We start from the raw sequence: 23,981 nt of genomic DNA, 5'->3' as shown, positions 1-23,981 counted from the left end.
CTACACCCTGACCCAGGATGACGTGGATGCGGGCACCGTCAACAACCTCGCCACGGTCACCGCCAGCAGCCCCTCGGGCACCGGCGATGTCACAGATATTTCCAGCGCCACCGGCACCGGCGATGCGGCCACGGAAACCACTCTGACCCGCGCCCCCGCGCTGACCGTCACTAAGGCCGTCGCCCACACGGACGCGGACAGTGACGGCGTGGTCAGCCTTGGCGACACCCTGACCTACACCATCACTGCCGAGAACTCCGGCAACACCACGCTCACCGGCCTGACCCTGAGCGATGACTTCCAGCGCGCCGACAGCACTGCGCTGACCGCGACCCTCTCGGTCATCAGCTATTCCACCGGCAGCACCGATGCGGCCTTCCTGCCCGGCGGCACCGCTACCGCGACCCTGACCCATGTGGTCGATCAGGACGACGTGGACGCAGGTGGCCTCAGCAACAGCGCCACCGGCACCGCGTGGATCGACCTCGATGGCGACACCCTGCGCGCCTCCGACAGCTCCGAAGATGTCACCGACACCACAGACAGTGCGGTTGCCACTGAAATCACCGGCACCCCCGCCATCGCCCTGCGCAAGAGCGGTGTACTGAATGACGATGACGGAGTGCTCGGAACCTCGGTCGGCGATACGATCGATTATCTGCTCGAAGTCCGGAACACCGGCACTGTGACCCTGACCAATGTGCAGATCGACGATCCCCTGTTCGGCGGCGTGGTCAGCCAGACCATTCCCGCGCTGGCACCGGGGGAAACCGACAGCACGACCTTTGCGATCACTTACGAAGTGACCACCGCGGATCTTGATCGCGGCTATGTCAGCAACCTTGCGCTGGCCACTGCGACCTCGGCAGAGACCACGGTCAGCGACCGCTCTGGCCCGACCTTTGACACCGACGAAGAAATCATCACCTTTCTCGGATCGATTTCCGGCCACGTGACCGATGGCATCCACGCCAAAGAGGGCGTGACCGTCGTCCTGATCGACCAGTCCACCGGCCAAGAAGTGGCCCGTGCAGTGACCGGTTCGGACGGGGGCTATGCCTTTATCCAGCTAGAGCAGGGGACCTATGCGATCTGCTTCTTGCCACCCGAAGGCGCGGCCGTGCATTCCCATTCGTCGCTTGGCGATGCCCATGGCGATCTGGTCGAGGACATCGTGGTTGCCGCCGGCGCTGACCGACGAGTGACCGATGTGGACGCGATCGTGGTTGACCCCAGCGGTGTGGTCTACAACGCGATCACCCGTGCGCCGATCTCTGGCGCGACCGTAACCCTGCTGCATAACGGCGCCGAAGTGCCTGATGCGTGGCTCGACACCGCAGCAGGCGACGCGAACAACGTGGTGACCGGCGCGGACGGCATGTATTCGTTCCTGCTGCAATCGCCAGCGGAAACCGGCACCTATTCGCTGCGCGTCTCGCATCCCGATTACAGCTTTGTCTCGCAGATCATCCCGCCGCAGGCAGGCGCGATTACCACAACCCTCGGCTTTGGTGTCGAGGAAATCGTGGCCTCGCCCGAGGCTCCTGCGGCCAGTGGCGGCGACGCGACTTACTATCTGGCGTTCGACTTCACCTTTGGCGACTGGACCGACCCGGACACCCTGTCCAAGGGTGTGATCCACAACCACATCGCCATGGACCCTGCGGATTTTGCCACGGGCGTCCGCGTGACGAAGGTGGCCGATGACAGCGGCCTGTCCGACCGCCCCCAAGTGGGCGAGGTCATCACCTATGCCATCACGGTCGAGAACACCGGCGATCTGGACTATGACACCGTGGTTCTGGACGACCCGCTGACCGCGGACGAAGCCCTGACCGCCGAGGCTGGCGTTACCGATGACGGCATTCTGAACGCTGGGGAAATCTGGTCCTATACCGCCAGCTACACCCTGACCAAAGCCGACCTGAAGCGGGGCAAAGTGTCCAACCTTGCCACCCTGAGTGCGGACCTGATTGCTGGCTCGAATGCTGTTGTCGGTGCCACCCCGACCGGCGCGGATATCGGCGGCACCTATGTCTATGAAAGCGCCCCGGACGGGAACGCAACCGCAGGCACCGGCAACGGCACTGCAACCGTGGTGAAATTCGGCGCGGAACTGATCGAGCAGATCAAAGAAGACCTGACCGCAATCATCGAGGACGACATCCGTGTCACCATGCAGCGCCAGACCGAGATGGTCTCTGGCTGGCGCGTGGATGCGCTGGAGCGGATGAAACGCGCCATCGCCGATCGCGACGGGCTGCGGTCCTATCGGACCAGCGATCCCCTGAGCGGCCATGTCGAAGCCAGCAGCGGCCTGTTTATTCTGGACAGCGCCTACACCAACGAAAGCTACAACGAGTTCAGCCACAAATGGACCATCGACAGCGCAGATCTGGTGTTCTCGGAGGATGAGGCCCTTGGCACGCAGTATCAGCTGACCTTCAACCGCCGCTGGGAAACCTTGGGCGAGCGGGACAGCCTGTCGGGCCGCTACATCGGCGCCTACATGACCCGCACCACGGTCGACAATCTGGCAGACGGGCAGATCAACGGCTTTGGTCTGGATGCGGGCCTTTATGGGGCAGGGCGCCTGAAGCAGCAGTTGTTCTATGACTACCACATCGGCGCGGTTGCGGGGAAACACAGCTATGATTTGGACTTTGCCCGCGACGAGACGATCAACGCGACAGGCGACTTCACCTACTATGGCGTAACCGGCGGCTTTGCCCTGTCGGGCGAGATGCTGGTCGGTGACACCACGATCAAGCCGCGTGTGGGTCTGGACGGGTTCTATACCCCCCAAACCGAAACCGATGTCACCGCGACCAGCGGGCCCTTTACCGAAACCGGCACCCTGGGGATCGACAGCGTGTCCAGTGGCCGCCTGTTCATCGAGACCCGCTTTAGCAACGATCTGCTCCAAGCCCATGACGGCAAGGGTATATGGGACAACATGGACGGGCAGCTGGACCTGACCCTGCGGGCATTCTGTGATGCGTTCGACGATCTGGATACGCGCTGCGGTCTTGGCGGCGGGGTCGAATATACCTCGGCCGAAGAAGACGGACGCACCCGCCATATCGCGCTGGATCTGGACCGCTCGGGCGAGCATGTGGCCGCAAGGCTCGGCTTCGGGCTGGAACGGCGCTTTGCCAAGGATCAAGGCGTTTCGACCCTGAGCTTCCGCTCGACCGAGGCTGGCGCGCCCACTGTGGCCTATGAGGTCAAGCTGGACTTCTGACGCCAAACAGCACCAGAAATAGAAACGGCGCGCAGGGTTCTGCGCGCCGCTTTTGTTTGCCGATCCGATGGACCGATTAGTTCATCGCCTTCACGGGGCCGAGGTTCAGGAAGAACGTCTCGCCCGAGCTGTCATCCACACCGTCGTTGTCGGTGACGATCAGCATGTTGCCTTCGCCGTCAAAGGTCAGACCTTCGACCTTGTCCACAACGTAGCCACCAAAGGCCTTCAGGTCGGGGATCAGGTCACGAACGACTTCTTTGGTCACGACGGGCAGCTCGCCACCCAGCGGGGCAGGGACCAGATCCGCAACAGCCACTCGGGTGATCTGCTTGATCTTGGCCGCGTCACCGATCTGGTTGTCGCGTTCGATGAAGTAAACCGCATCACCGTGCAGAGTGATTTCCGACAGGCCAACCCAGCCAGCGTCACCCTTGTCCAGCGGGTAGCGAACAGCGCCCCACTCTTCGGTTTCGGTGTTGTAAGCGACCAGCTTGACCATACCTTTGTCGTCGTCAGCCCATTCGCGCTGAACGGCCATCCACAGGGTGTCGCCGATCTTGGTGATGCCTTCGAAGCCAAAGCGCTTCTCGACAGCCATCAGCTCTGCGGGCAGGCCGATTTCTTCTTTGATCGCGCCTTTGGCGTTCACGTGGTACATGGCGTGGGGCACAACGCGGTCGGTACGACCTTCGCTTGCGATCCAGAAGCCGCCTTCACCGTCCGCCACGATGCCTTCCATGTCCAGTTTCTGGGCAGGCTGTCCAGCGCGGGTCACGCGGATGGCTTTCTCGATCTTCGCGGGGGTCTGGGTCGCGTCGATCTGGAAGATGGTGGGCTGGAAGCCGTAGAAGCTGTCGTTCACCGCGTAAACCTTGCCATCAGCAAAGGTCATGCCCGACAGAGCGCCCCAACCGATCAGCTCGTCCGCACCGGCCGAAGTGATGGTGGGATAGGCTGCGGGTGCATCCTGATATTCGTAGATCATGACGTGGGCGCGGGCTGCACCGTCTTCGCCAAGGTCGGCTTCGTTTGCGGTCGCCAGCAGGTTGCGCGAGGGGATCGCCACTGCGCCTTCGGGGCTGATGCCCGACGGCAGGATCTGCTTCAGCACGGGGTTTGCAGGGTCCGTCATGTCGTAGACGCCCGCAACCGACGCGCGCTCGGCCAGAACAAACGCATAGGGGGTGTCGCCGAAGGTGGCGATTTCCATGCCCTCGGGCTCGATGCCTTTGGCATCCGAACGCTTGTCGGGATAGTGGCCGGTCTGGATCACAGCGTGCTCAAAGGTGTTGCCGCTCTCGTAGACAACGGTGCCGTCTTTGTGGAACACGGTGATGCCGCGCGAACCGCCGTCCATGTCGCCTTCGTTGGCGATGACGAAGTGGTCGTTGTCGATCCAGCCCAAGCCATCGGGCTCGCGCAGGCGGCCCATCTGGGTTTCGGTAAAGATCAGCGCGCCGCGCTCGTCGGTGGCGTCGATCTCGGTCAGGTCAACCGCACCTGCCGAGAAGTGGTTCATGACTTTGCCGTCAGCGCCAATGATGACGATGGCGTTGTTTTCCTGCAGGGTGACAGCGATCTCACCCAGACCGTTGACGTCCGCGAACTCGGGCTCGGGGTCCTGAGGCGCGATTTCGGTCAGACCGGTGACGTCGATCTTCAGCATCTCTTCGCAAACCGGCGCGTTGTCCTTTAGCGGGAGCTTGACCATGTAGCCTGCAGGCTCTTGACCAACGCGGCCGTCACCGAAGTCCTCATCGCGCTCGTTTTCGATCGCCAGGGTCACGAACGAATTGTCCGCCGATTTCGCGATCGAGTCCGGCTGACCACCCAGATCACATTCCGACACAACCTCGCCCGAGGCGACGTCGACGGTGACCAGCTTGCCCGAAGGCTGGGTGTAGCTTTCCGAGGTGTTCACGCCAACCAGAGCGGTCTGACCTGCCACCACAACCGAAGTGGGCTCGCCGCCCATATCGACGTTGCCCATCGCCTTGGGCGCTTTGGGGTCGGTGATGTCGATGCGGCCGATCACACCCAGAGGGCTGTCGGTGTACACCAGAGTCATGCCGTCCTCGGTTGCCGAAATGATCTCGGCCGAGGTTTCACGGTTCAGGTCTTCGCCCTCTGCCATGTTGGCCGGGGTGGCAAAGCTGGCGATACGGTTGAAGTTCATTTCAGCGGCAGCTTCATGCGCAAAAAGCGCGATGGCTGCGGTCAGACAGACACGCGTGCGGTTCATAATGGTATCCCCGTTGGACTTGTAATCGAAACGTGCATGAACGGGGTAGGTATCGGTTCCTTGAAGCTTTGATGAAACTAAAGTGACGATTGGACAAAGGGGCGATATCCCCTTTTGCATTTCCGTCGATTGAGGTCATCCAAGGCGTTTTGGGCCTGCTCCGGAGTGCCAAAGGTTTCCGTCCGCAATTGCCCTGCGGACCCGATCCGCCCCCAATTGCGTACCAAAGCGACCTCGCCGAACAGGGTCGGTTGCAACATCGCTTCGTAAAAACGCGCCATATTGCGCTGGGGATCGCAGCGGGTCAGGCGAAGGGAAGGGGACAGGGGGTGTGACATGGGGCAACCCTCTCATCCTGCGGGCCCTAACGTCCAATTCATTTCTTGAATCAAAGGAAGCCCACCGATTCAGAATGTTGATGGGACCCGCCAAATCCGGTTTTCAGCCCATGCCTTTGAAAGGTCGATCCAATCGCTCCGAAGGAAAACTTTTTAGGTAAGCGATATTTTCGCAAATCGCGTCAGCTTGATGCCCGATAAAAAGCGGTGCTCATATGACAGTTTTTTGCAATTCGGCATAACATTCCGCAATCGCAATGAATTCTCCGCCCTTCAGGTAAGTTGATTTTTCCGCAAAGCTTTGCCGCATTATTGCCTTTGGTAAGCTGAAAAACATTTCCGTCACAATTCACATTAAAATCCGTGACTTAAGGCGTTGCACAAGACTCACGATAGTGTGATGAGTTATGCAATCATGGCGATTTTGACATGAAATTTTGCAATTATAGACGGAGCCAGCCATGTCGCTAGCCACCCATGTAGATTTCAATCGCAATGCCGAAACGCTGGCGGACACAACTGATTTGCCCACGGGCGTAAAGCTGACGGGAACCGGACTGGACGGCCTGCTGACTTTGGTCGCGTCGGATCAGGCGCTGAACCTCTATGTCACCAGCTTTGATATCCAGAAAGCCATTTCGGCCATGGCCGAGCTGAACGCGATTATCGTCGAGTCGATCCACGCAACCGGAATTGCGACCGATGGCGAAATCAACACTCCGGATATGTATGCGCTCTCGGAGTATATCACCGAAAATTATGCAGACGAATGGGCCGAATTCCACGGCGACGACGAAGGGACCGAGGAAACCGGCTTCCATCTGGTGCAAAATGACGGGGCGCGGTCCACTCTGTTTGGCGAAAATGCCGTGAATACGGTGATCGACGGACTTTACCATCTGGGCTTCGGCACCAGCGGCAACGCCCTGATCAACGAAGACGGCAACCGCAATGTTCAGGTCGATGACGCGGCCTTCTGGCTGAATGCGTTGCTGGCCCAGGATATGGCCAACGGCGTCTTTGCGAATGACGTCGCCCCTGCGGCGATTGCCACGACCGGAACGGGTCTGGACGCGCTGGTGGCGATGATCATGACCGACGAGCGGTTGAACCAGCGCCTGTCCGATGCGGATTTGCGGGGGGGGGCCGAGGCCGCAAACACCATGAACACCATCATCATCGAGGGGATCAAATCGCTGGGGCTGGCCAATGACGGCACCATCACCGCCTCGAACGTGACCGCGCTGTCCGACTGGATTCGCGAGAATTACTATGATGAATTCGTGGCCGCCCATGGCGACGACGAAGGGACCGAGGAAACCGGTTTCCATCTGGTCCAGAACGATGGTGCGAACACCCGCCTCTTTGGCGAGAACGGCGTGAACACCGTGGCGGACGGCATTTACCATCTGGTCTTCGGCTATTCCGGCACCAACCTGATCAACGAGGACGGCAACCGCAACGCCAATACCGAAGATGTCGCCGACTGGCTGAACCGTCTGCTTGCCGATGATATGCAGGCGCTGGCCAATCCCGACGTCGCGGAAAAAGTCGTTGGCACCACGGGCACCGGTCTGGACCGTCTGGTCGCGATCATCGTGAATGACGATGGCTTGAACCGGAACGTCTCGGACAGCGATCTGCGGGGCGGGGCCGAAGCGGCCAACACCATGAACACCATCATCATTGAGGGGATCGAGACACTCGGCCTCGGGGATGACGGGAAGCTGACCACCTCGGAAATCCTGACCTTGTCCGACTGGATTGCCGAAAACTACTACGACACCTTTGTGGCCGCCCACGGCGATGACGAAGGGACCGAGGAAACCGGTTTCCATCTGGTCCAGAACGACGGCGCTGAAACCCTGCTGTTCGGGAATAACGCGGTGAACGCCGTGGCGGATGGCATTTACCATCTGGTCTTTGGCTACAACCGCTGGAACCAGTTGGTGAACGAAGACGGGAACGGCAACGCCCGTGTCGAAACGGTAGCCTACTGGCTGAACGAACTGCTGGCCGAGGATCTGGAGAATTGGCGCGCTGCGGCCGGAACCGGCACTGCGGTGGAAACCGGCTTGGACCAGATCCTCGCGATCATCGCCGATGACCCGGAGTTGAACAACCGTCTGCCCCTCACCGAGATCCTTGACGGGATGGCCGCGGCCCAAGGCATGAACGCCATTATCATTGAGGCGATCAAGGACACAGGTGTTGCCGCCAACGGCACGCTCTCTGCTGGGGACGTGCGCGAGATTTCCGACTGGATCAACGAGAACCGCTATGACCAGTGGGTGACACTGCACGGCGACGACGAAAGCGACGAGGAAACCGGCTTCCATCTGGTCCAGAACGACGGCGCGGTCACCCGCCTTTATGGCGAGAACGCGGTGAATACCGTGGCGGATGGCCTCTATCACTTGGGCTTTGGCTATAACCGGTGGGGTCAGCTGATCAACGAGGATGGCAACGCCAACGCCTCGACCACCGATGTGGCCTATTGGCTGAACGACCTGCTGGCGGACGAACTGGCGGACGGGTCGCTGGTGGCCGAGGTGAACCCCTATCACGTGGCGACCACAGGTACGGGTCTGGACGCGATCACCAATGCTGTCTTTTCGGATGACGTGCTGTCGCGCAACTTTGCCACCTCTGATCTGAACGTTGCCGCCACTGCGGCGGACGGGCTGAACAGCATTCTTCTGCAAGCCATCCACGAGACCGGCACCGCCAATAATGGCGCCTTCGATGCGAACGATGTGCGCCTGATCAGCGCGTGGATCGCCGAAAATGCCCAAGCGGAATGGGACGCCCTCTATGGGTCCGACAGCACCGCCAGCGACGGCTTTGGCAAGGTCCAGCGCGAAGGCGCGGTCGAAACCGTCGGCAACGAGAACGTCATCGACAGCATGGCGCGCCTGATCTACGCGATGGGCCACACCATCACGTGGAACGTGGAAATCCGCGATGCGAACGGCAATTACGTTGGCCGGGTCGAGAATGCCGCGAACTACCTCAATATCCTGTTGGCCGACGAGCTGACCTCTGGCGCGCTGGTGAACTCAGAGCTTCTGGCAACCGATGCCAGCAGCTTTGCCGATGCGTTGATCGTGGATATCGACACGCCCATGACCTTTGGCAACGGCGAGACAGCTTTGCTGATTGCCCACGATGCATCTCAGGAAGTTGCGCAGGGCGCGATTGCGGTTACCTTTACCGCCGACACGATCGAAAGCTGGAATGCCCGCACGCTGGTGTCCAAGGACTTCCGCTACTTTGAAGAGGGCGGTCACCTGACCATTCTGGTCCGCAACGAACGGGTCGAAGTGCGTCTGGAGACCACCGACACGACCTATGTTCTGACCTCGCCCGCGGGGATATTGCAGGCCGGTGTGTCCACCGACATCGTGGTGAACTTTGGCGAGAATGGCGCGCAGCTGTATCTGGACGGCGCCTTGGTTGCCGAAAATGCGGATGCCATCACCACCTGGCTGAACAACGACAACCCCATCGCCATCGGCGAGTCCCGCATGTGGGCGTGGAACGATGGCAACACGAACCACAACCTTTTTGATGGCGAGATCACCTCGGTTCAGGTGTATAACCGCAACCTGACCTCGCAAGAGGTTCTGGCGCTGGACAATGACCTGCCCGAAGCTGTGGCCGAGGCCGTCGATCTGCCCGAAGGTGCAGTCCAGACCATGGGCAACGGCCTGACCGGCACGGTTTACGATGTCAGTTCCTCGTTCGCATCGATCCAGAAACTGATCACCGGGATCAGCAGCGGCACCCTGGCCGCCACGCACACGTTTGACGCGGACACGGTCAGCTTTGCGGGCACCAATACCCAGAGCCTGACCGACTTCCTGTCCACCAAAGGCACCGTAACCTCTGGCGATGGCAGCGCGGCTGTCCAGACCATGGGTATGCATCTGACCGGTTATATCTGGCTGGACGCGGGCGAGCACAGCTTTACCGTCCGCTCTGATGACGGCTTTGCCTTGGCGATTGGCGGGGCCGAACTGATCAGCTTCTCGGTGGCGCGTTCGATCGGGGCCACCACCGGCACCCAGACCTACGAGGCGGGTCTCTATCAGATCGACCTTTATTACTATGAAAACACCGGCGGGCAGGTGCTGGAACTGTCCTTGGACGGCGCAGCCATCGAAACCGCGCAGCTTTATACCAGCCTGGAGGCCTACCTCTCGGCCACCGAATACGACCCGAGCGCCAATGAAATTGTGCTGACTGGCACGGGTTTGGATCAGATCCTCGACTGGATCGCCGACGATGACGGCCTGCAACTGAACACCCTGATCACCGACCGCGCCGAGGCGATCGAGGCTGCGAACGGCATGAACCAGATCATCGTCGAAGCAATCAAGGCCCTTGGTGCTGCGGATGACGGCACCATCAGCACGGCCGAAGTCTATGACATCGCCACCTGGATCAACGAAAACCGTCTGGATCAGTGGCTGGTTCTGCACGGCGATGATGACGGCGACGAAGAGACCGGCTTCCATCTGGTGCAAAACGATGGCGGTCAGGCCTTGGTCTATGGCCAGAAGGCGATCAACACCGTGGCCGACGGGATCTACCATCTGGGCTTTGGCTACAACAACCAGCGCCTGATCAACGAGGACGGCAACAACAACGCCAATGTCGAGGATGTGGCCGACTGGCTAAACCACATTCTGGCCGGTGATCTGGCGGATGGCACCCTTGTGTCGGGCAACGACGCGGTGGTCGAAGGCACCACAGGCACTGGCCTCGATCAACTGGTCGAGATTGTCGGCACCGACACAGAACTGGACCGTAAAATCGCCGAGTCCGATCTGATCCGCGCTGCAGACGCCATGAACACCATGAACGCGCTGATTGTTCAGGGCATTCAGGAACTGGGTCTGGCCAATGACGGCGTGATCACCGCCGCCGAGGTTGCTGGCCTGTCTGACTGGGTTCAGGCCGACGCCGACCGGCTGGCCGCCTTTGTCGAAGCGCACGGCGATGACGAGGGCGATGAAGAAACCGGCTTCCATCTGGTGCAGGGGGATGGCTCCTACACCCGCCTTTATTCGCAGAACGCGATCAACACCGTGGCTGACGGCGTTTACCACCTGCCGTTCGGCTATGCGAATGGCCGCCTGATCAACGAAGATGGCGCGGCGAACGCCTCTTTGAACAGCGTGGGCGAGTGGCTGACGAACCTCTTGGCCGACGACATGGAGGCGCTTGCGAATGCAGATGCCACCGCCGTGGTGCAGGGGACAACCGGCTCCGGCCTTGACGCCTTGGTTAACGGGATCGGCGCGGATCTGGGGCTTCAGACCCGCATCACTCTGGCCGAGATCAACGGGGGGGCGGCCTCGGCGGACGGGATGAACCACATCATCGTCGATAGCATCAAGGCACTGGGATACGCCAATGACGGCACCCTGACCGAGAGCGAAATCCGCGGCCTGTCCGAATATATCGCCGCCACCTACGCGGATGGCGCGGACAGCGCGTGGCTGACCCTGCACGGGGACGACGAAAACGACGAGGAAACCGGCTTCCATCTGGTCCAGAACGATGGTGCGAACGCCCGGATTTTCAACGAGAACCTCGTGAACACCGTTGCGGACGGGATCTACCATCTGGGCTTCGGCTATAACACCTCGGGTCGCCTGATCAACGAGGACGGCAACTCCAACCAGACCATCGCGGATGTGGCGGACTGGCTGAACACCTTGCTGGCCGATGATATGGAAGCCTTGGCCAATGACGATGTGGTCGCCTTTACCGGCACCACCGGCACGGGGCTTGACCAGTGGGTCGATCTGATCCTGTCCGATATCGGGCTGAACCAGAATATCTCGATCAACGAGATTACCGAGGGCGCCTATTACGCCGATCAGATCAATACCATGATTGTGGACGGGATTATTGCCACCGGCATCGCCCGCAACGGCAGCTTCAGCGCCAGCGATATGCGGGTTCTGTCGAACTACATCTCGGAAACCTATTACGGCGGGGACGCGAATTCCGCCTATGCGATCGCCCACGGCGATGACGACGGGACCGAAGAGACCGGCTTCCATCTGGTGCAGAACGACGGGGCCAGCGCCGAAATCTACGGTGAAAATCTGGTGAACACGGTGCTGGACGGGGTCTACCATCTGGGCTTTGGCTACAACACCAATGGCCGCCTGATTAACGAAGACGGTAATTCCAACCAGCGCCTGTCCGATGTGGCCTATTGGCTAGAGGCTGCTTTGGCCGCCGATCTGACCAGTGGCGCCTTGGTGACCGAGGCATCAGCCAATCCCTATGTCACCGGCTCGACCGGAACGGGGCTGGATGCGCTGGTCGATCTGATCACCGACGACGACAACCTGAACGCCAACCTGACCACCACCCAGATCGCCGAGGCCGCAACCGCTGCCGATGGTCTGAACACCATGCTGCTCGAGGCGATCCTTGCCACCGATGTGGCACGCGACGGCGCTCTGACCATTTCCGACCTCAAGGATATCTCGGTCTGGCTGCAAAACACCTATGCCGAGGAATGGGCGAATCTGAACGGATCTACCACCTCTGGTTTCGGGCTGGCGATGGATGCGCGCACCTCGCTTTATGACGAGTGGGCGGTGCAGACGGTGATGGATGGCCTCTATAACCTCGGGTTCGGCTACCGCTCGGACCGCGTGCTGAACGAGAACAACAACACTGATGAAAAGCTGTCGGAAATGGCGATCTGGTTGTCTGACCTCTTGGCGGACGAACTGGCGGACGGCTCGCTGGTGGGGCAGACAGTAACCGCCGAGAGCTTTGACGCGGTGCCGGTGATGACCCGCACGGACCTGTCGGTGCAAAGCTCTTCTCAGGCGGAACTGCGGTATGTGGATGCCACGGCCGAAGGGTCGATTGTGACCAGTTTCACGCTGGACGCGATGAACGACAACACCCGCTACACCCTGTTCTCGCGGGGGGCAAACGGGGATGCGGACGGGTTCTATCGGGTCTATGTGCTGAATGGCGAGTTGCGGATGGATGTCCGTCAGGGCAGCAAATACGCCTATCTCAGCAGCATCGATCTGGGCCTGAAAGCGGGCAAGGAATACACCGCTGCGCTCAGCTATGACGGGGACACGATCAGTCTGTATCTGAACGGTGTCAAAGTCGAAGCCGAGAACAACCCCGATATCGACTTCGCCGCGATGGATCAGGACTTGATGCTGGGGGCGACCTTTAGCACCGGATCGGCCGGTCAAATCTGGCCATGGTGGAGCTTTGACGGCACCATCAGCGCGCTGTCGGTCTATGACGAGGCGCTGAGCAACGCCGAAATGGACTACCTGAACACCTCGGGTAGTTGGGTTGAGGCGTTAACCGTCGACAACGTGGCCTTGGCAACCGATGTCACGGGCGAAGGCGATGGTCTGAACGGCGCGCTTTACGATATGGACAGCGCGATCGGGTCGATCAGCGTTTACCGTACCTTGACCGACGGAGCCGATGCCGACCTTACCTTTGAAGCCAAATCGATGGAATTCACGTCGGCGTCCAATAGCACCCTCGACGCCTTTGTCGCCTCGGGCGGCGAAGTCACCGAGGGCGACGGGTCGGACCGCGCGGACACCTTCGGCGTGACCCTCGACGGATTTGTGTTCATTGAGGCGGGGACGCACACCTTCGATGTTTACAGCGACGACGGGTTCTCGATGAGCATCGGTGGCGAGGTTGTGGCGGAATACGCGGGCCTTCGGTCCCCTGAAACCACCCGCGCCGAAGTGGTGTTCACCGAGACCGGCTACTACCAGATCCACATCGACTATTTCGAGAATGGCGGCGGTCAAGTGCTGCGGGTCGAGATGGACGATGACATTCTGGACGAAGAGGTTCTGTTCAACACCCTGCCGGAACTGGTTTAACCCTAATCTAAAGGCCCCTTCGCATCGGCGAGGGGGCCTTTTACTTTAACCTGCCAGCCGCAGTTCCCGAAGGTGATCGGGCAACAATCCCGTCCGCGAATAGGTGCGGGCAGGGGACCCATACGCCATAGCGGGATCAAACCGCTGCAGATCGGGGAAAAGCTCCAACACCTCGGACTGCGCGGCAATGTTCATGCTGCGGATGGCGGTGCGGCCAGGGTAGAGGCTCTCGCTCGGCAGACCGTTCGCAAAAACCACCTCGTGCTGGTCGAACAGCAGATGGATGTAGGTGACCGATCGGCACCCCAGCATCTGCCGCGCCGCGCCACCGGGCAAACGCGCCAGATGGATCGCGCGGTACAGAACCTCGTCTCCGCCGCGCAAATCGGAGCGCAGCAACACCCCGTGCTGGGGCGATACAACCAGATCGCGGTCAAACCCGAAAAAGCTGTGCTTCAGCAAAACGGGCCGCAAATGGGGCTGAGCCGTCAAAACCGCCCCATCCAGATGGCGGTACCCGATCCAGAGCAGCGGCTTCACCCCGTTGTCGCGGGTCACCACCAGATCACCGGCTTTCAGCGACTGGATCGGAACATCGCCAGAGGGCGTGCGGATCAGCGTGCCATGGGTGAAACAGACCACTCCGGTATTGTCCTGGTTAAAGGAATAACGATCCCCCGTCGCACCGGTAAAGGTCAGTGATCCAGTGCCGAACTGGGTGTTATCCCCGTAATCGACCGCATTCCCGCGGGTATCGACCGTGTTCGACTGGTTAAGGATACCGTCGTCCCGTTGGTCCGCCCAAAGCTCGTAGAGGGTGTCATAGTAACCGGACAGATCGACGAAATCGTTGTTCGCCGTATCACCGTCGTTAATCGCGCCCGTGTTTCCGAAGTTGAAATCGGTGATAACGTCCGACCCGCCGGAATAGACAAAGACATCATCCCCACTGCCGCCGGTCAGCGTGTCATTGCCCGACCCGCCGTCCAGCGTGTCATTCCCCAGACCGCCCGCCAGACTATCGTCGCCATCTCCGCCGGACAGCACATCCGCGCCGCCGTTCCCGGCCAGCGTGTCGTTCCCCAGACCCCCCTCCAACGTATCGGTGCCTGTGCCTGCGGAAATGCTGTCATTCCCGTCGCCACCATAGAGTTGGTCCGCACCGGCCCCACCGTTCAGTGTGTCGTTACCCTCTTCACCATAAATGGTGTCGCTACCCGAGGTTCCAGTGATGCTGTCATCGCCCGCACCCGCCGAGATAATCACGGGGGCCGAGGCCGCGCTGCCGTCAAACAGATCCGCCAGATCGGTCAGGTTGAACGCCTCGATCTGGGTGAAGGTCACCGCAGAACTGCCCGCCGTCAGGGTGCCAGCCTCGTCGCCCGACAGGACCACGTTCACACCGGTCAGCGTGATGCCAGAGGCGTCCAGCAGATCGATATCGCTCAGGTCGGCGTCTTCACCGCCCGCAACAACATCGGTGCCGAAGTTATCCTCGAGAACGATGGTGTCGTTGCCTTCGCCCGCGTAGATCGTGTCGTTGCCTGCGCCACCGGTGATGCTGTCATTGCCCGGATCGCCCACAAGGTCCGGATCATTCAGCCCCGTGTCGATAATGGCGACGCCGCTGTCGTAATCACTGGCCGAGACCAGCAAACCGCCCGCCACGTCGATATCTTCGGAATCCAGCAGCTCGGCCCCGCCCTCGGGGCCATCGGCAACGGTGTTGGTCAGGGTAAGGGTGACCGTACCGTCGCCATTCACCGTGATACCATAGAAGTTCAGACCGCTCTGTTCGCCCCCCACCACAAGGGCGCCGCCATCATCGGTCTGAAGGAAGGCCATAGAGGAGATGTCGATAACCGCATTATCGAGCTGCCCCACCAGCGTCAGGTCATAGCTGGTCGTCCCGTCCACGCGGAAGATGACAACGTCATCGTCGGTGCCGCCCACGAACAAATAGGTCTGACCGTCAATCTCGGCGAACGCGCCCGCGGAAACGTGCCAGAGGCCTGTCTCGGTTGGCGAAATCAGGTCGCGGGTCAGCGCCTCACCGGCAGGGTTGGTGTCCCCGGCGCCTGCAGCGTCATCGGCGCGGGCGTCCTGAATGGTCAGCTGGCCGTTGCTGTCCAGCGTCCACAGAGCAATGCCGTTCTCGGAACCGCCCGTGATAACAAAGGTCTGACCGCTGCTGTTGGTAAAACTCTCGAGCAACGACGAAGAGCTTTGACCGCTTTCCGCCAGAAAGTTCTCGGCCGTGCCGCTCTGGTCGTGCTCTATATCGGTCTGGGTCAGCCGCCCGTCCAACCCGATCTCATAGACCGTCAGCGCATCGGCCGATCCCCCCGCCGTCGCCAGAAGGAAAGATTTCCCACCAACCTCGACCGCGCTGAGTTCCCCAACTTCGTCCAGATTAACGCTGGTCAGGTGGTCAACATAGGTCAACGAGCCATCAAGGTTAACCTTAACGATGCCGATCGTGTCGGTGTCGTGGTCGGCCGTATAGACATAGGTCACGCCAGAGCTCAGCGTGATGCTGCTCATGGCCTCGATGTTATGGAAACCGTTGCCGATGCTGGCTTCGGTCACCTTGCTGATCTGGGTCCCGATGATCTGCCCATAGGTCGACGAACTTGGATCGTTGTCGATCTGGTAGCTGGCAATCCCGTCGGTCGAGGCCAAACGCTCGGACGTGATCATAACCAGCTTGCCGTTCGGCAGCTCGATCAGCTCGACCGCACGGGTTTGCCACGCCTCGGTCTGGTTCTCGTCCTGAAGGTTGTCAGAGTTGGTCGGGTTCAGCGTGCCAAACCGCACGTCCCCTTCTGTATCGCCATAGATCAGGTCATTGCCAGCGCCGCCCTCGATCGTGTCAGCGCCGCCGCCACCCTCGATCGTATCGTTGCCGCCGCCGCCGTGAATGACGTTGTCGGTGCCGTCGATCTGGTCGCCGTGAGAGTCAACATGGCCAAGGCGCATGTTGTCCGCACCCTCGGTCCCGTCGATGATGTCGTTGGTAAAGCCGTTGTCCACACGGCTCGCCGCCATCACCGCATCGCTGGACACCACCGAGTTGAAGGTCACTGATTCAATCGGCTTTTCCGAGATCAGCGCCTGTTCCGCTTCGCCGCCCACGGGGTTCGGGATGATGAACGTCTCGCCCGTCGTGGTCTGCGCGATCCGGATGTTGTAGGTGATCGAGGTCCCGTCGGTGAACCGCACCGTCGAGGAATACACCGCGATCCCGTCGAAGGTGTAGTTCGTTCCGTTAACCGAGAACTGGTCGTTATAGGTGTTGTTGTTGGTGTCGTAGTTTGTTCCGACATCCCCGACCATAGACAGGCTAAAGATGCTGGCCGCTAGGGGCACCCCCTCGCTTCCGTAGGTTTTCCCGACGAGCGAGGATGCATTTTCGGAATTGTTGTCACCTTCGACAACGTCAATTGCAGACGCGACCCCTAGAAAAATGACGTCAAAAGTCGTTGACACCAGTAAGCTCCCAAGTTGAACCCACAGCTTTCACACCGCTGCACAAACGTCCGTGGAATCCGGACCCATCGGATATTCAACGGTGCTTTGTTGGTCTTCTTTACTTGGACAGGGTGCACATACCCTTAATAGACATGTGGGTATCGGGAGATACCAAGAGCGTGGAAGAAGGCGCGGCCATCGCAGGGTGTCTGCCGCCTAGCGTCGTCGGCGCGTGACGGACCAAGGCCTGCGCTCCCAGCGGGCGCAATTCGAAACCAAATCGACTGCGAATCTTAGCTCACAGCTCCCCGATCTTGGGCATTTCGCATCTTTCTGAACGGAAGTTTCACGCGACAAGCGGGGATAATATTTTACCGGTTTCTTTATATGTGAAAATCAAGGTTTCAAATCAACTCGGGAAAACGAAAACATAAATGCAAGTGACCCATGATAAAACCCAATAGCATGCAAAAGTCTTTCCCATCACATAAAATTTAGCAAAAAATAATCACAAATAAAACTTGAGAGCAATGATGGTGAAATTTGCAATAGCAGGTATTATAAAAGGCAAATCTAACACAATTCATAATATGAAACAATTAATGCACATCACAAATTATTTGGAGTGACGCAAACACATGGAAATATAACATAAATTCAGATATCAATCCGAATTACACCAATAGGAACACCTAAATCCCATTTGGATATTTTGACCAGCAATAATTCAGGATGCCAGCCATGAAACCATCAGCAATTTGTCTCGTCACTATGGTTTTGTCAGCTTTGTTTTCTACTGCCGCCGTTGCGGGCAGCTTGGCCAAAGATGATCCGGCAGAAGAGCCTGTGATCGTCAAAGGTGCCACAAGCGATCCGGAGACCGTTTTCTTCAAAGCTCCACTGGAGAACTTGAACCTTGTTCAAGGCGGCATCGGTGTGGCAGGTGTACCCTTTACAGGGATCGCGGCTTTGGCATTGGGCGCAATGGCACGCAACTCGGGCAATGCCAGTGGAAACGGCTCGACTTCGAGCACCTCTTCCACGTCTTCGACGTCGTCAACCAGCGGAACGAATTGACCTGAAGGCGGGCCCGCCTCAAGTTTTGGGCACCTAGCCCCGACAGCGCAGAAAATCTGCGCTCGAAAACAAGCTTGGCGTTAGCTCTGCCAGACTCAGGTCCAAAGCCTCCTTCCGCCAGAGCCAGAAATATTCAGACCCGCAATGCTGGCAAACCCACGCCCGTACTGTCAAATCCGCCATCTGCGGCGACGACTTGGCCGGTCACATAGCTTGCGCGCTCAGAGCACAGGAACACGATGACTTCGGCGATTTCGCGTTCCGATCCATACCGGTTCAGCGGGATGGCATCGTGATAGGCGGCTATAATCTCTGGCGAGTGGACCGCCATCGCCAGTTTCGTGCGGACAGGACCGGGGCAAACGCAGTTTGCGCGGATGCCGTATTCCCCCAATTCAGCGGCCTGCTGTTTCGTCAACTGGATCACCGCAGCCTTGGAGGTGCCATAGGCCACGCGCAGGGTTGACGCTCTGAGCCCCGAGATAGAGGCGATGTTCAGCAAAGCCCCCTTGGTTTCCTTAAGGGACGGAATTGCCGCCTGGGACACAAGGAACACACCGTCGAGGTTCGTCTCCATCACGCGGCGCCAGCGGGCAAAGTCTGTGTCCTCGATCGGGCCGAAATCCGCGACACCGGCGTTGTTCACCACCGCGTCGATGCGGCCAAAGGCCGAGCGGACGGCCGCGATCGTCCCGGTCACCTGATCTGGGATCGAGACGTCATAGACAAAGGGTTTGGCCTGATCCAGTCCCTCGGCCGCCAGCGCCAGTTCGTCGCCGTCGCGGTCAATCATGGCGACCTGCCAGCCCTCTTCGATCAAGAGCTTGGTCGTGGCAAGGCCGATGCCACGGGCCGCGCCCGTGACCAGTGCAATCTTTTGCGTCATGTGTCTGTCCTAACTTGCTGATGTGCCCATCAAAGTTCCCATCCCGCCATCGACCCGCAGATCAACGCCGGTGATAAATCCCGCCGCGTCGGAGGCCAGAAACAGCGCCGCTTCGGCGATGTCCCACGCGGTGCCCTGCCGCTTCAGAGGGACCTGAGCGGCGCGGGCGGCGCGCACGGTTTCCATGTTCTGGCCGGGGGCGATCATGGCGGCCACGTGGGGGGTGTCGATCATGCCCGGCACGACCGTATTCGCGCGAATGCCGCGCGGGGCGTATTCGATGGCGATGCTGCGGGCAAAGCGCTGCAACGCGGCCTTCGAGGCCTCATACCCGATATAACGATAGGGCCCGTTGTTCAGCCCCGCGAGGCTAGAGATATACACGATCGCGCTGCCTGCACCCATGTGGGGGACGCAGGCCTTGGTCGCGTGAAAGGCCGCATCCAGATTGATGCTGAACACCCGCTGCCAGTCCGCAAAGTCGGTATCGTCGAGGCCCCCTTTGACGCTGGTGCCGATATTGAAGTGCAGCACATCCAGCCCGCCCATCTGGGTCATCGCCGCGCCTGCCATCGCAGTGGCAGCCAAAGGGTCGGTCATCTCGCCAGCAAAGGTATGGGCCGTGCCGCCCTCTGCGATGATCAGCGCGGCGGTTTCGCCAGCGGCGGACAGGCTCCGGTCCACGCACAGCACCTCTGCCCCTTCTCGGGCGTACAAAACGGCGGCCGCTTTGCCATTGCCCCAGCCCGCACCGACCGAGCCTGCGCCGATGACAGCGACGCGTTTGCCTTTCATGCGTCCGCTCATTGGAACATCCTTTCCGGCAGCCACAGCGCAATCTGCGGATAGGCGATGGTGAGCCCCAGCAGCACCAGTTGCAGCAAGACAAACGGGATGATGCCGCGGTAAATATCCCTGATCGTCAGGTGGTTAGAGGCCGCCCCGCGCAGGTAGAACAAAGCAAACCCGAAGGGCGGCGTCAGAAAAGATGTCTGAAGGTTCAAGGACACCAGAATGGCAAACCAATAGATCATCTGGGCCTGTTCCACATGGCCACCAAGGTCCATCAACTGCACCACTGGCGCAAAGATCGGCAGCATGATCAGGGTGATCTCGATCCAGTCAAAGAAGAACCCCATGACAAAGATCATGCCCATCATGGCGAACAGTAGCCCCCAATCGCCAAAGGGCAGGGCGCGGGCGGTCTCGACGATAAAGTGCTCTCCTCCAACTTTGCGGAAGATGTAGGAGAACGCGGTCGCGCCGACAAAGATGAAGAACAGCATCCCCAGTTGCTTGACCGAGCCGTCCATGCTTTCGCGCAGGACCTCCATATTCAGGCGTCCCCGCAGCAGCCCCAGCAGAAGCGCGGCAAAGACCCCGACGCCAGAGGCTTCGGTCGGGGTGGCAACACCGCCTAGGATCGAGCCCAACACAGCGATGATCATCACCAGCGGCGCCAGCACGGATTTGGCTGTCTCCAGCCACAGGCCGTCGCGTTCATGGGGTGCAGGCGCGGGCGCTTTGGGGGCCATGCCTGGTTGCAGCCAACTGCGCACAACGATGTAGATGACATAGAGCGCCGACAGCAGCAGACCCGGCAGCAGCGCCGCCACAAACAGCCTGCCCAAAGAAATGCTCAGAAGATCGCCCATAAAGACCAGCATCACCGAGGGTGGGATCAGAATGCCGAGCGTTCCAGCGGAGGCGACCGTTCCCGCCGCAAGCCCCTTGTCATAGCCGCGCTCGACCATCGTGGGGATCGCGAGCATGGCCAGCATCACAACTGACGCGCCGATAATCCCCGTGGCCGCTGCCAGAATGGTGCCCATCAGCACCACAGCCAGCGCCAGCCCCCCCGGAATGACCCGCATCAGGCGTTGCAGGGTAACCAGCAGATCCTCGGCAATGCGGGTTTTCTCCATGATGATGCCCATGAAGATGAACATCGGCGCGGCCACCAGCACCGCGTTCTCGATCGTCCCCGAGAAGATACGGTTCGGCAGCAGGGTCGCCTGCGCCAACCGCATATCGCCCGTGATCAGCGCCAGAATGCCAAAAACCAGCGATACCCCCATCAGCATGATCGCCACCGGCGCGCCCGAGAACAGCGCGAACACCAGTGACAGGAACATCAGGCCCGGAAGCGAGGAAGAAAGCAGCTCTATCATACCATCTCCTGCACCAGATCGGGGCGTTTCAGAGCGACGATCGCGCGCAACATCACCGACAGACCGCCAAAGATGGTCAGGACAGCCCCGATCGGAATGGCAGATTTGATGATCCAGCGGTTGGGCAGACCAACACCGCCCGGGCTGCCCTCGGCGCGGGTGTAGCTGCGCCACGCAAAGTCAGAGCCGTACCAGACCAGCAGCACCATAAAGGGGATCAGCAGCAAAGCGACGGCCAGAATTTCGATCCAAAGGCGGGTTTTGGGGTTCATGCGCTGGGAAAACAGGTCGATCCGCACATGGGCGTTTTCCGTGTAGGCATAGCCAAAACACAGCACCGCGATGGCTCCGTGGATGTGCCACTCCAGCTCTTGCAGCTTGAACGACCCCGTCGAGAAAAAGCGCCGCCCGATCACGTCATAAAGAATGACCGCCATCAGGACCAGCAGCAGCCAGCCGCACAGGCGCGCAACCACACGGCACGGCCCTGCCAAACGATCCGAGACCGCAAGCAATCGTTCCATCACCCAAATCCTCTGAGGAAAATGCGGGAAGGGGCGGCAACAGGGCCGCCCCGCACCGTTTATTTGATGTAGGCCAGATCAGCCCATTTCGCGAAGCCTTCGCGGAAGTCAGACAGGCTCTTCCATGCTTTGGCAAAGTTCTCGTCAGCAGCGACTTGTTCGGCGACGACTTCGTCCCATGCTGTGCGGAAGGCGCCCATCATCTCGTCGTTCCACGTGTGGACGGTGACGCCTGCAGCCTCCAGATCGGCGAGGGGTTGCAGCTGCTTGGCCTCACCCTGCGCGGCGGTATAGGCGACGTTCGCCGCACAAGCGGTCTGGATCGCGAAACGCTGCTGCTCTTCCAGACCGTCCCAGACGTCCTGGTTCGCGATAAAGGTGATCAACGAGGTCTGCTGGTGCCAACCGGGGAAGTAGTAGTGGCTGGCGTATTCGTTCATGCCCACCGCTTTGTCGATCAGCGGGAAGGACACCTCTGCCGCGTCGATGGTGCCTAGGCGCAAACCGGTCAGGGTATCAGCCACCGGCATCGACTGCGCTTCGGCGCCAAGTTTCTGCATGACCTGCGCCCCAAGGCCAAAGACCCGCATCTTCAGGCCCTTCAGGTCCTCGGGCGAGTTGATCTCTTTGGCGAACCAGCCCGAAGCTTCGGGAACCAGAATGGCGCAAAGCTCGGTGTGGATGTTGTAGGGTTTGGTGATCTCGGCCCAGATGTCTTTGCCGCCGCCCTCGTACCACCATGCGGTATAGGCGCGGATGTCGGGGCCGAACGGAACCGAGGTAAAGATCGCCGCCGAAGGGATAATGCCCTGCGCGAAACCGGGGCTGTACCAGCCAGCATCCACCGCGCCGGTCGAGATCGCGTCCCACATTTCGTTGCCACCGACGATGGCGCCGGGTTCGTTGAACTCGATGGTCAGCGAGCCGCCGGTCAGGGTCTCGACCTGCTTGGTCAGATTGACACCGCTATCGCCAAGCAAGGGCAAGGACGACGGATAGACGCTTTGCATGACCAGAGTTTCCGCGTGGGCAGCACTGGCCAGCAGGGTCGCAGCCAAGGCGACCTTTCCAAAAGTCTTCATGATTTCTCCTCCCGATTTGAACCCTGCGGCGAACCTCCCAATCCGGCCACAAGGTCATGATATCCACAATATGGACGTTTACATGCCATCTCATGATACGAGTTGAATTTTCAGTATGTAAACAAAAAATCGAAAAAACTTGCCAAGGGTGTGCCGATCGCTCAGCATGTGTTGGGAAGAGGAGAATACATGTCCATAATGTGGATATTTAAATGACCACGGCGCAGGTAGAATCAGGCGGCGCACAAAGCGTCGATCGGGCGCTTTCCTTGCTGACGTTGATCGCGCGCTGGGGCGGGGAAGAGGTGCCTATGACAGCCCTGACCGCGCAGTCTGGCCTGAGCCGCCCGACCGTCCGGCGGATGCTTCTGGCGCTTATGCGGTCGGGTCTGGTCGAACAGAACCCCGTATCGCGGAACTATGCGCTGGGGCCCGAAAGCTATGTGGTCGGCCTGATGGCGCAGCGGCGGTTCAACCTGCTGGACTTCGCGATGGACAGCCTCAAGGATCTGGCCGCCGAAAGCGGTGACAGCAGCTTTGTGTCCATGCGGCGCGGGGCCTATTCGGTGTGTCTGCACCGCGAGGAGGGGTCCTATCCGATCCGCACCCAGGCGCTACAGGTCGGCTATCGTCATCCCTTGGGGGTGGGCGCTGGCGCGATGGCCATTCTGGCCGCCATGCCCGACGAAGAACTGGCCATGATGCGGCAGGAAATCACGCCTCTGCTGGCCAAGGGCTATGACCGATACACGCCCGAAGTTGTGGACCAGAGCATCGCCCAATGCCGCCAGAACGGATGGGCCCTGAACCCGGGGCTCTATCTGGCGAACTCTTGGGCCATCGGGGTGGCGATCAAGGCCCCCACCGGCGACGTGCTGGGGGCGCTGTCCATTGCGGCCATCGATTCCCGCATGGGCGAGGACAGACAAAAAGACCTGGCCAAGATGCTGCTGCGCGAGGCCGCCAAGATCGAAGCCAAGCTGCGCCGCAAGCTTGGCTACACCTGACATCGGTTCCAAGGAGGGGGAGAACC

At 60.0% G+C, this 23,981-nt stretch carries 12 protein-coding genes; 4 read left to right on the top strand and 8 right to left on the bottom strand.

Annotation, left to right across the window (positions count from 1 at the left end; translation table 11 throughout):
* Positions 1 to 3,244 (top strand): DUF7507 domain-containing protein (locus HJ536_RS13840; protein ID WP_228028724.1); only part of this gene is annotated, 3,244 nt, incomplete at its 5' end.
* 76 nt (positions 3,245 to 3,320) lie between these two features.
* Here the strand turns inward: HJ536_RS13840 and HJ536_RS13835 are convergent.
* Together HJ536_RS13835 and HJ536_RS13830 are read right to left on the bottom strand one after the other, a co-directional pair.
* Positions 3,321 to 5,489 (bottom strand): esterase-like activity of phytase family protein, encoded by a 2,169-nt coding sequence (locus HJ536_RS13835; protein ID WP_177158179.1) that lies wholly within the window; start codon positions 5,487 to 5,489, stop codon positions 3,321 to 3,323.
* Positions 5,490 to 5,566: 77 nt separating this feature from the next.
* Positions 5,567 to 5,827: a WGR domain-containing protein gene (locus HJ536_RS13830; protein WP_177158178.1), complete on the bottom strand. Its 261-nt coding sequence runs from the start codon at positions 5,825 to 5,827 to the stop codon at positions 5,567 to 5,569.
* Between the two features lie 461 nt (positions 5,828 to 6,288).
* On the opposite strand from HJ536_RS13830, the gene HJ536_RS13825 reads away from it, so the two are divergent.
* The gene (locus HJ536_RS13825) at positions 6,289 to 13,737 is read left to right on the top strand and encodes a LamG-like jellyroll fold domain-containing protein (RefSeq protein ID WP_177158177.1); all 7,449 of its coding nucleotides are present in this window, start codon (positions 6,289 to 6,291) and stop codon (positions 13,735 to 13,737) included.
* 45 nt (positions 13,738 to 13,782) lie between these two features.
* Here the strand turns inward: HJ536_RS13825 and HJ536_RS20915 are convergent, their stop codons facing one another.
* Complete coding sequence (locus tag HJ536_RS20915; protein ID WP_338082438.1) at positions 13,783 to 17,226, bottom strand: Hint domain-containing protein; 3,444 nt, start codon at positions 17,224 to 17,226, stop codon at positions 13,783 to 13,785.
* A 723-nt stretch (positions 17,227 to 17,949) separates the two neighbouring features.
* On the opposite strand from HJ536_RS20915, the gene HJ536_RS13810 reads away from it, so the two are divergent.
* Positions 17,950 to 18,285, top strand: a complete 336-nt coding sequence (locus HJ536_RS13810; protein ID WP_177158176.1) for a hypothetical protein — start codon at positions 17,950 to 17,952, stop codon at positions 18,283 to 18,285.
* Positions 18,286 to 18,418: 133 nt separating this feature from the next.
* On the opposite strand, the gene HJ536_RS13805 is transcribed toward HJ536_RS13810, so the two are convergent.
* Genes HJ536_RS13805 through HJ536_RS13785 form a run of 5 tightly spaced genes read right to left on the bottom strand, consistent with a single transcriptional unit; the run spans position 18,419 to position 22,948 of the window.
* The gene (locus tag HJ536_RS13805; protein ID WP_177158175.1) at positions 18,419 to 19,171 is read right to left on the bottom strand and encodes an SDR family NAD(P)-dependent oxidoreductase; all 753 of its coding nucleotides are present in this window, start codon (positions 19,169 to 19,171) and stop codon (positions 18,419 to 18,421) included.
* A gap of 9 nt (positions 19,172 to 19,180) precedes the next feature.
* Complete coding sequence (locus tag HJ536_RS13800) at positions 19,181 to 19,978, bottom strand: SDR family NAD(P)-dependent oxidoreductase (RefSeq protein ID WP_177158174.1); 798 nt, start codon at positions 19,976 to 19,978, stop codon at positions 19,181 to 19,183.
* The gene (locus HJ536_RS13795) at positions 19,975 to 21,342 is read right to left on the bottom strand and encodes a TRAP transporter large permease (RefSeq protein WP_177158173.1); all 1,368 of its coding nucleotides are present in this window, start codon (positions 21,340 to 21,342) and stop codon (positions 19,975 to 19,977) included. Before HJ536_RS13795 ends, HJ536_RS13800 begins: the two co-directional genes overlap by 4 nt.
* Entirely contained in the window at positions 21,339 to 21,866 is a 528-nt protein-coding gene (locus HJ536_RS13790; protein WP_177158172.1) for a TRAP transporter small permease subunit, read from the bottom strand. The genes HJ536_RS13795 and HJ536_RS13790 overlap by 4 nt, the downstream gene beginning before the upstream one ends.
* Positions 21,867 to 21,925: 59 nt before the next feature.
* Positions 21,926 to 22,948: a TRAP transporter substrate-binding protein gene (locus HJ536_RS13785; RefSeq protein WP_228028723.1), complete on the bottom strand. Its 1,023-nt coding sequence runs from the start codon at positions 22,946 to 22,948 to the stop codon at positions 21,926 to 21,928.
* A 212-nt stretch (positions 22,949 to 23,160) separates the two neighbouring features.
* Here HJ536_RS13785 and HJ536_RS13780 point away from each other — a divergent pair, with 212 nt between their 5' ends.
* Entirely contained in the window at positions 23,161 to 23,955 is a 795-nt protein-coding gene (locus tag HJ536_RS13780; RefSeq protein WP_177158171.1) for an IclR family transcriptional regulator, read from the top strand.
* Positions 23,956 to 23,981: the final 26 nt, after the last annotated feature.

Source organism: Donghicola mangrovi (assembly GCF_013377535.1).
Lineage (GTDB): Bacteria > Pseudomonadota > Alphaproteobacteria > Rhodobacterales > Rhodobacteraceae > Donghicola > Donghicola mangrovi.
The sequence above is the reverse complement of the archived record's forward strand: the minus strand, read 5'-3'. Positions and strand labels throughout refer to the sequence as shown.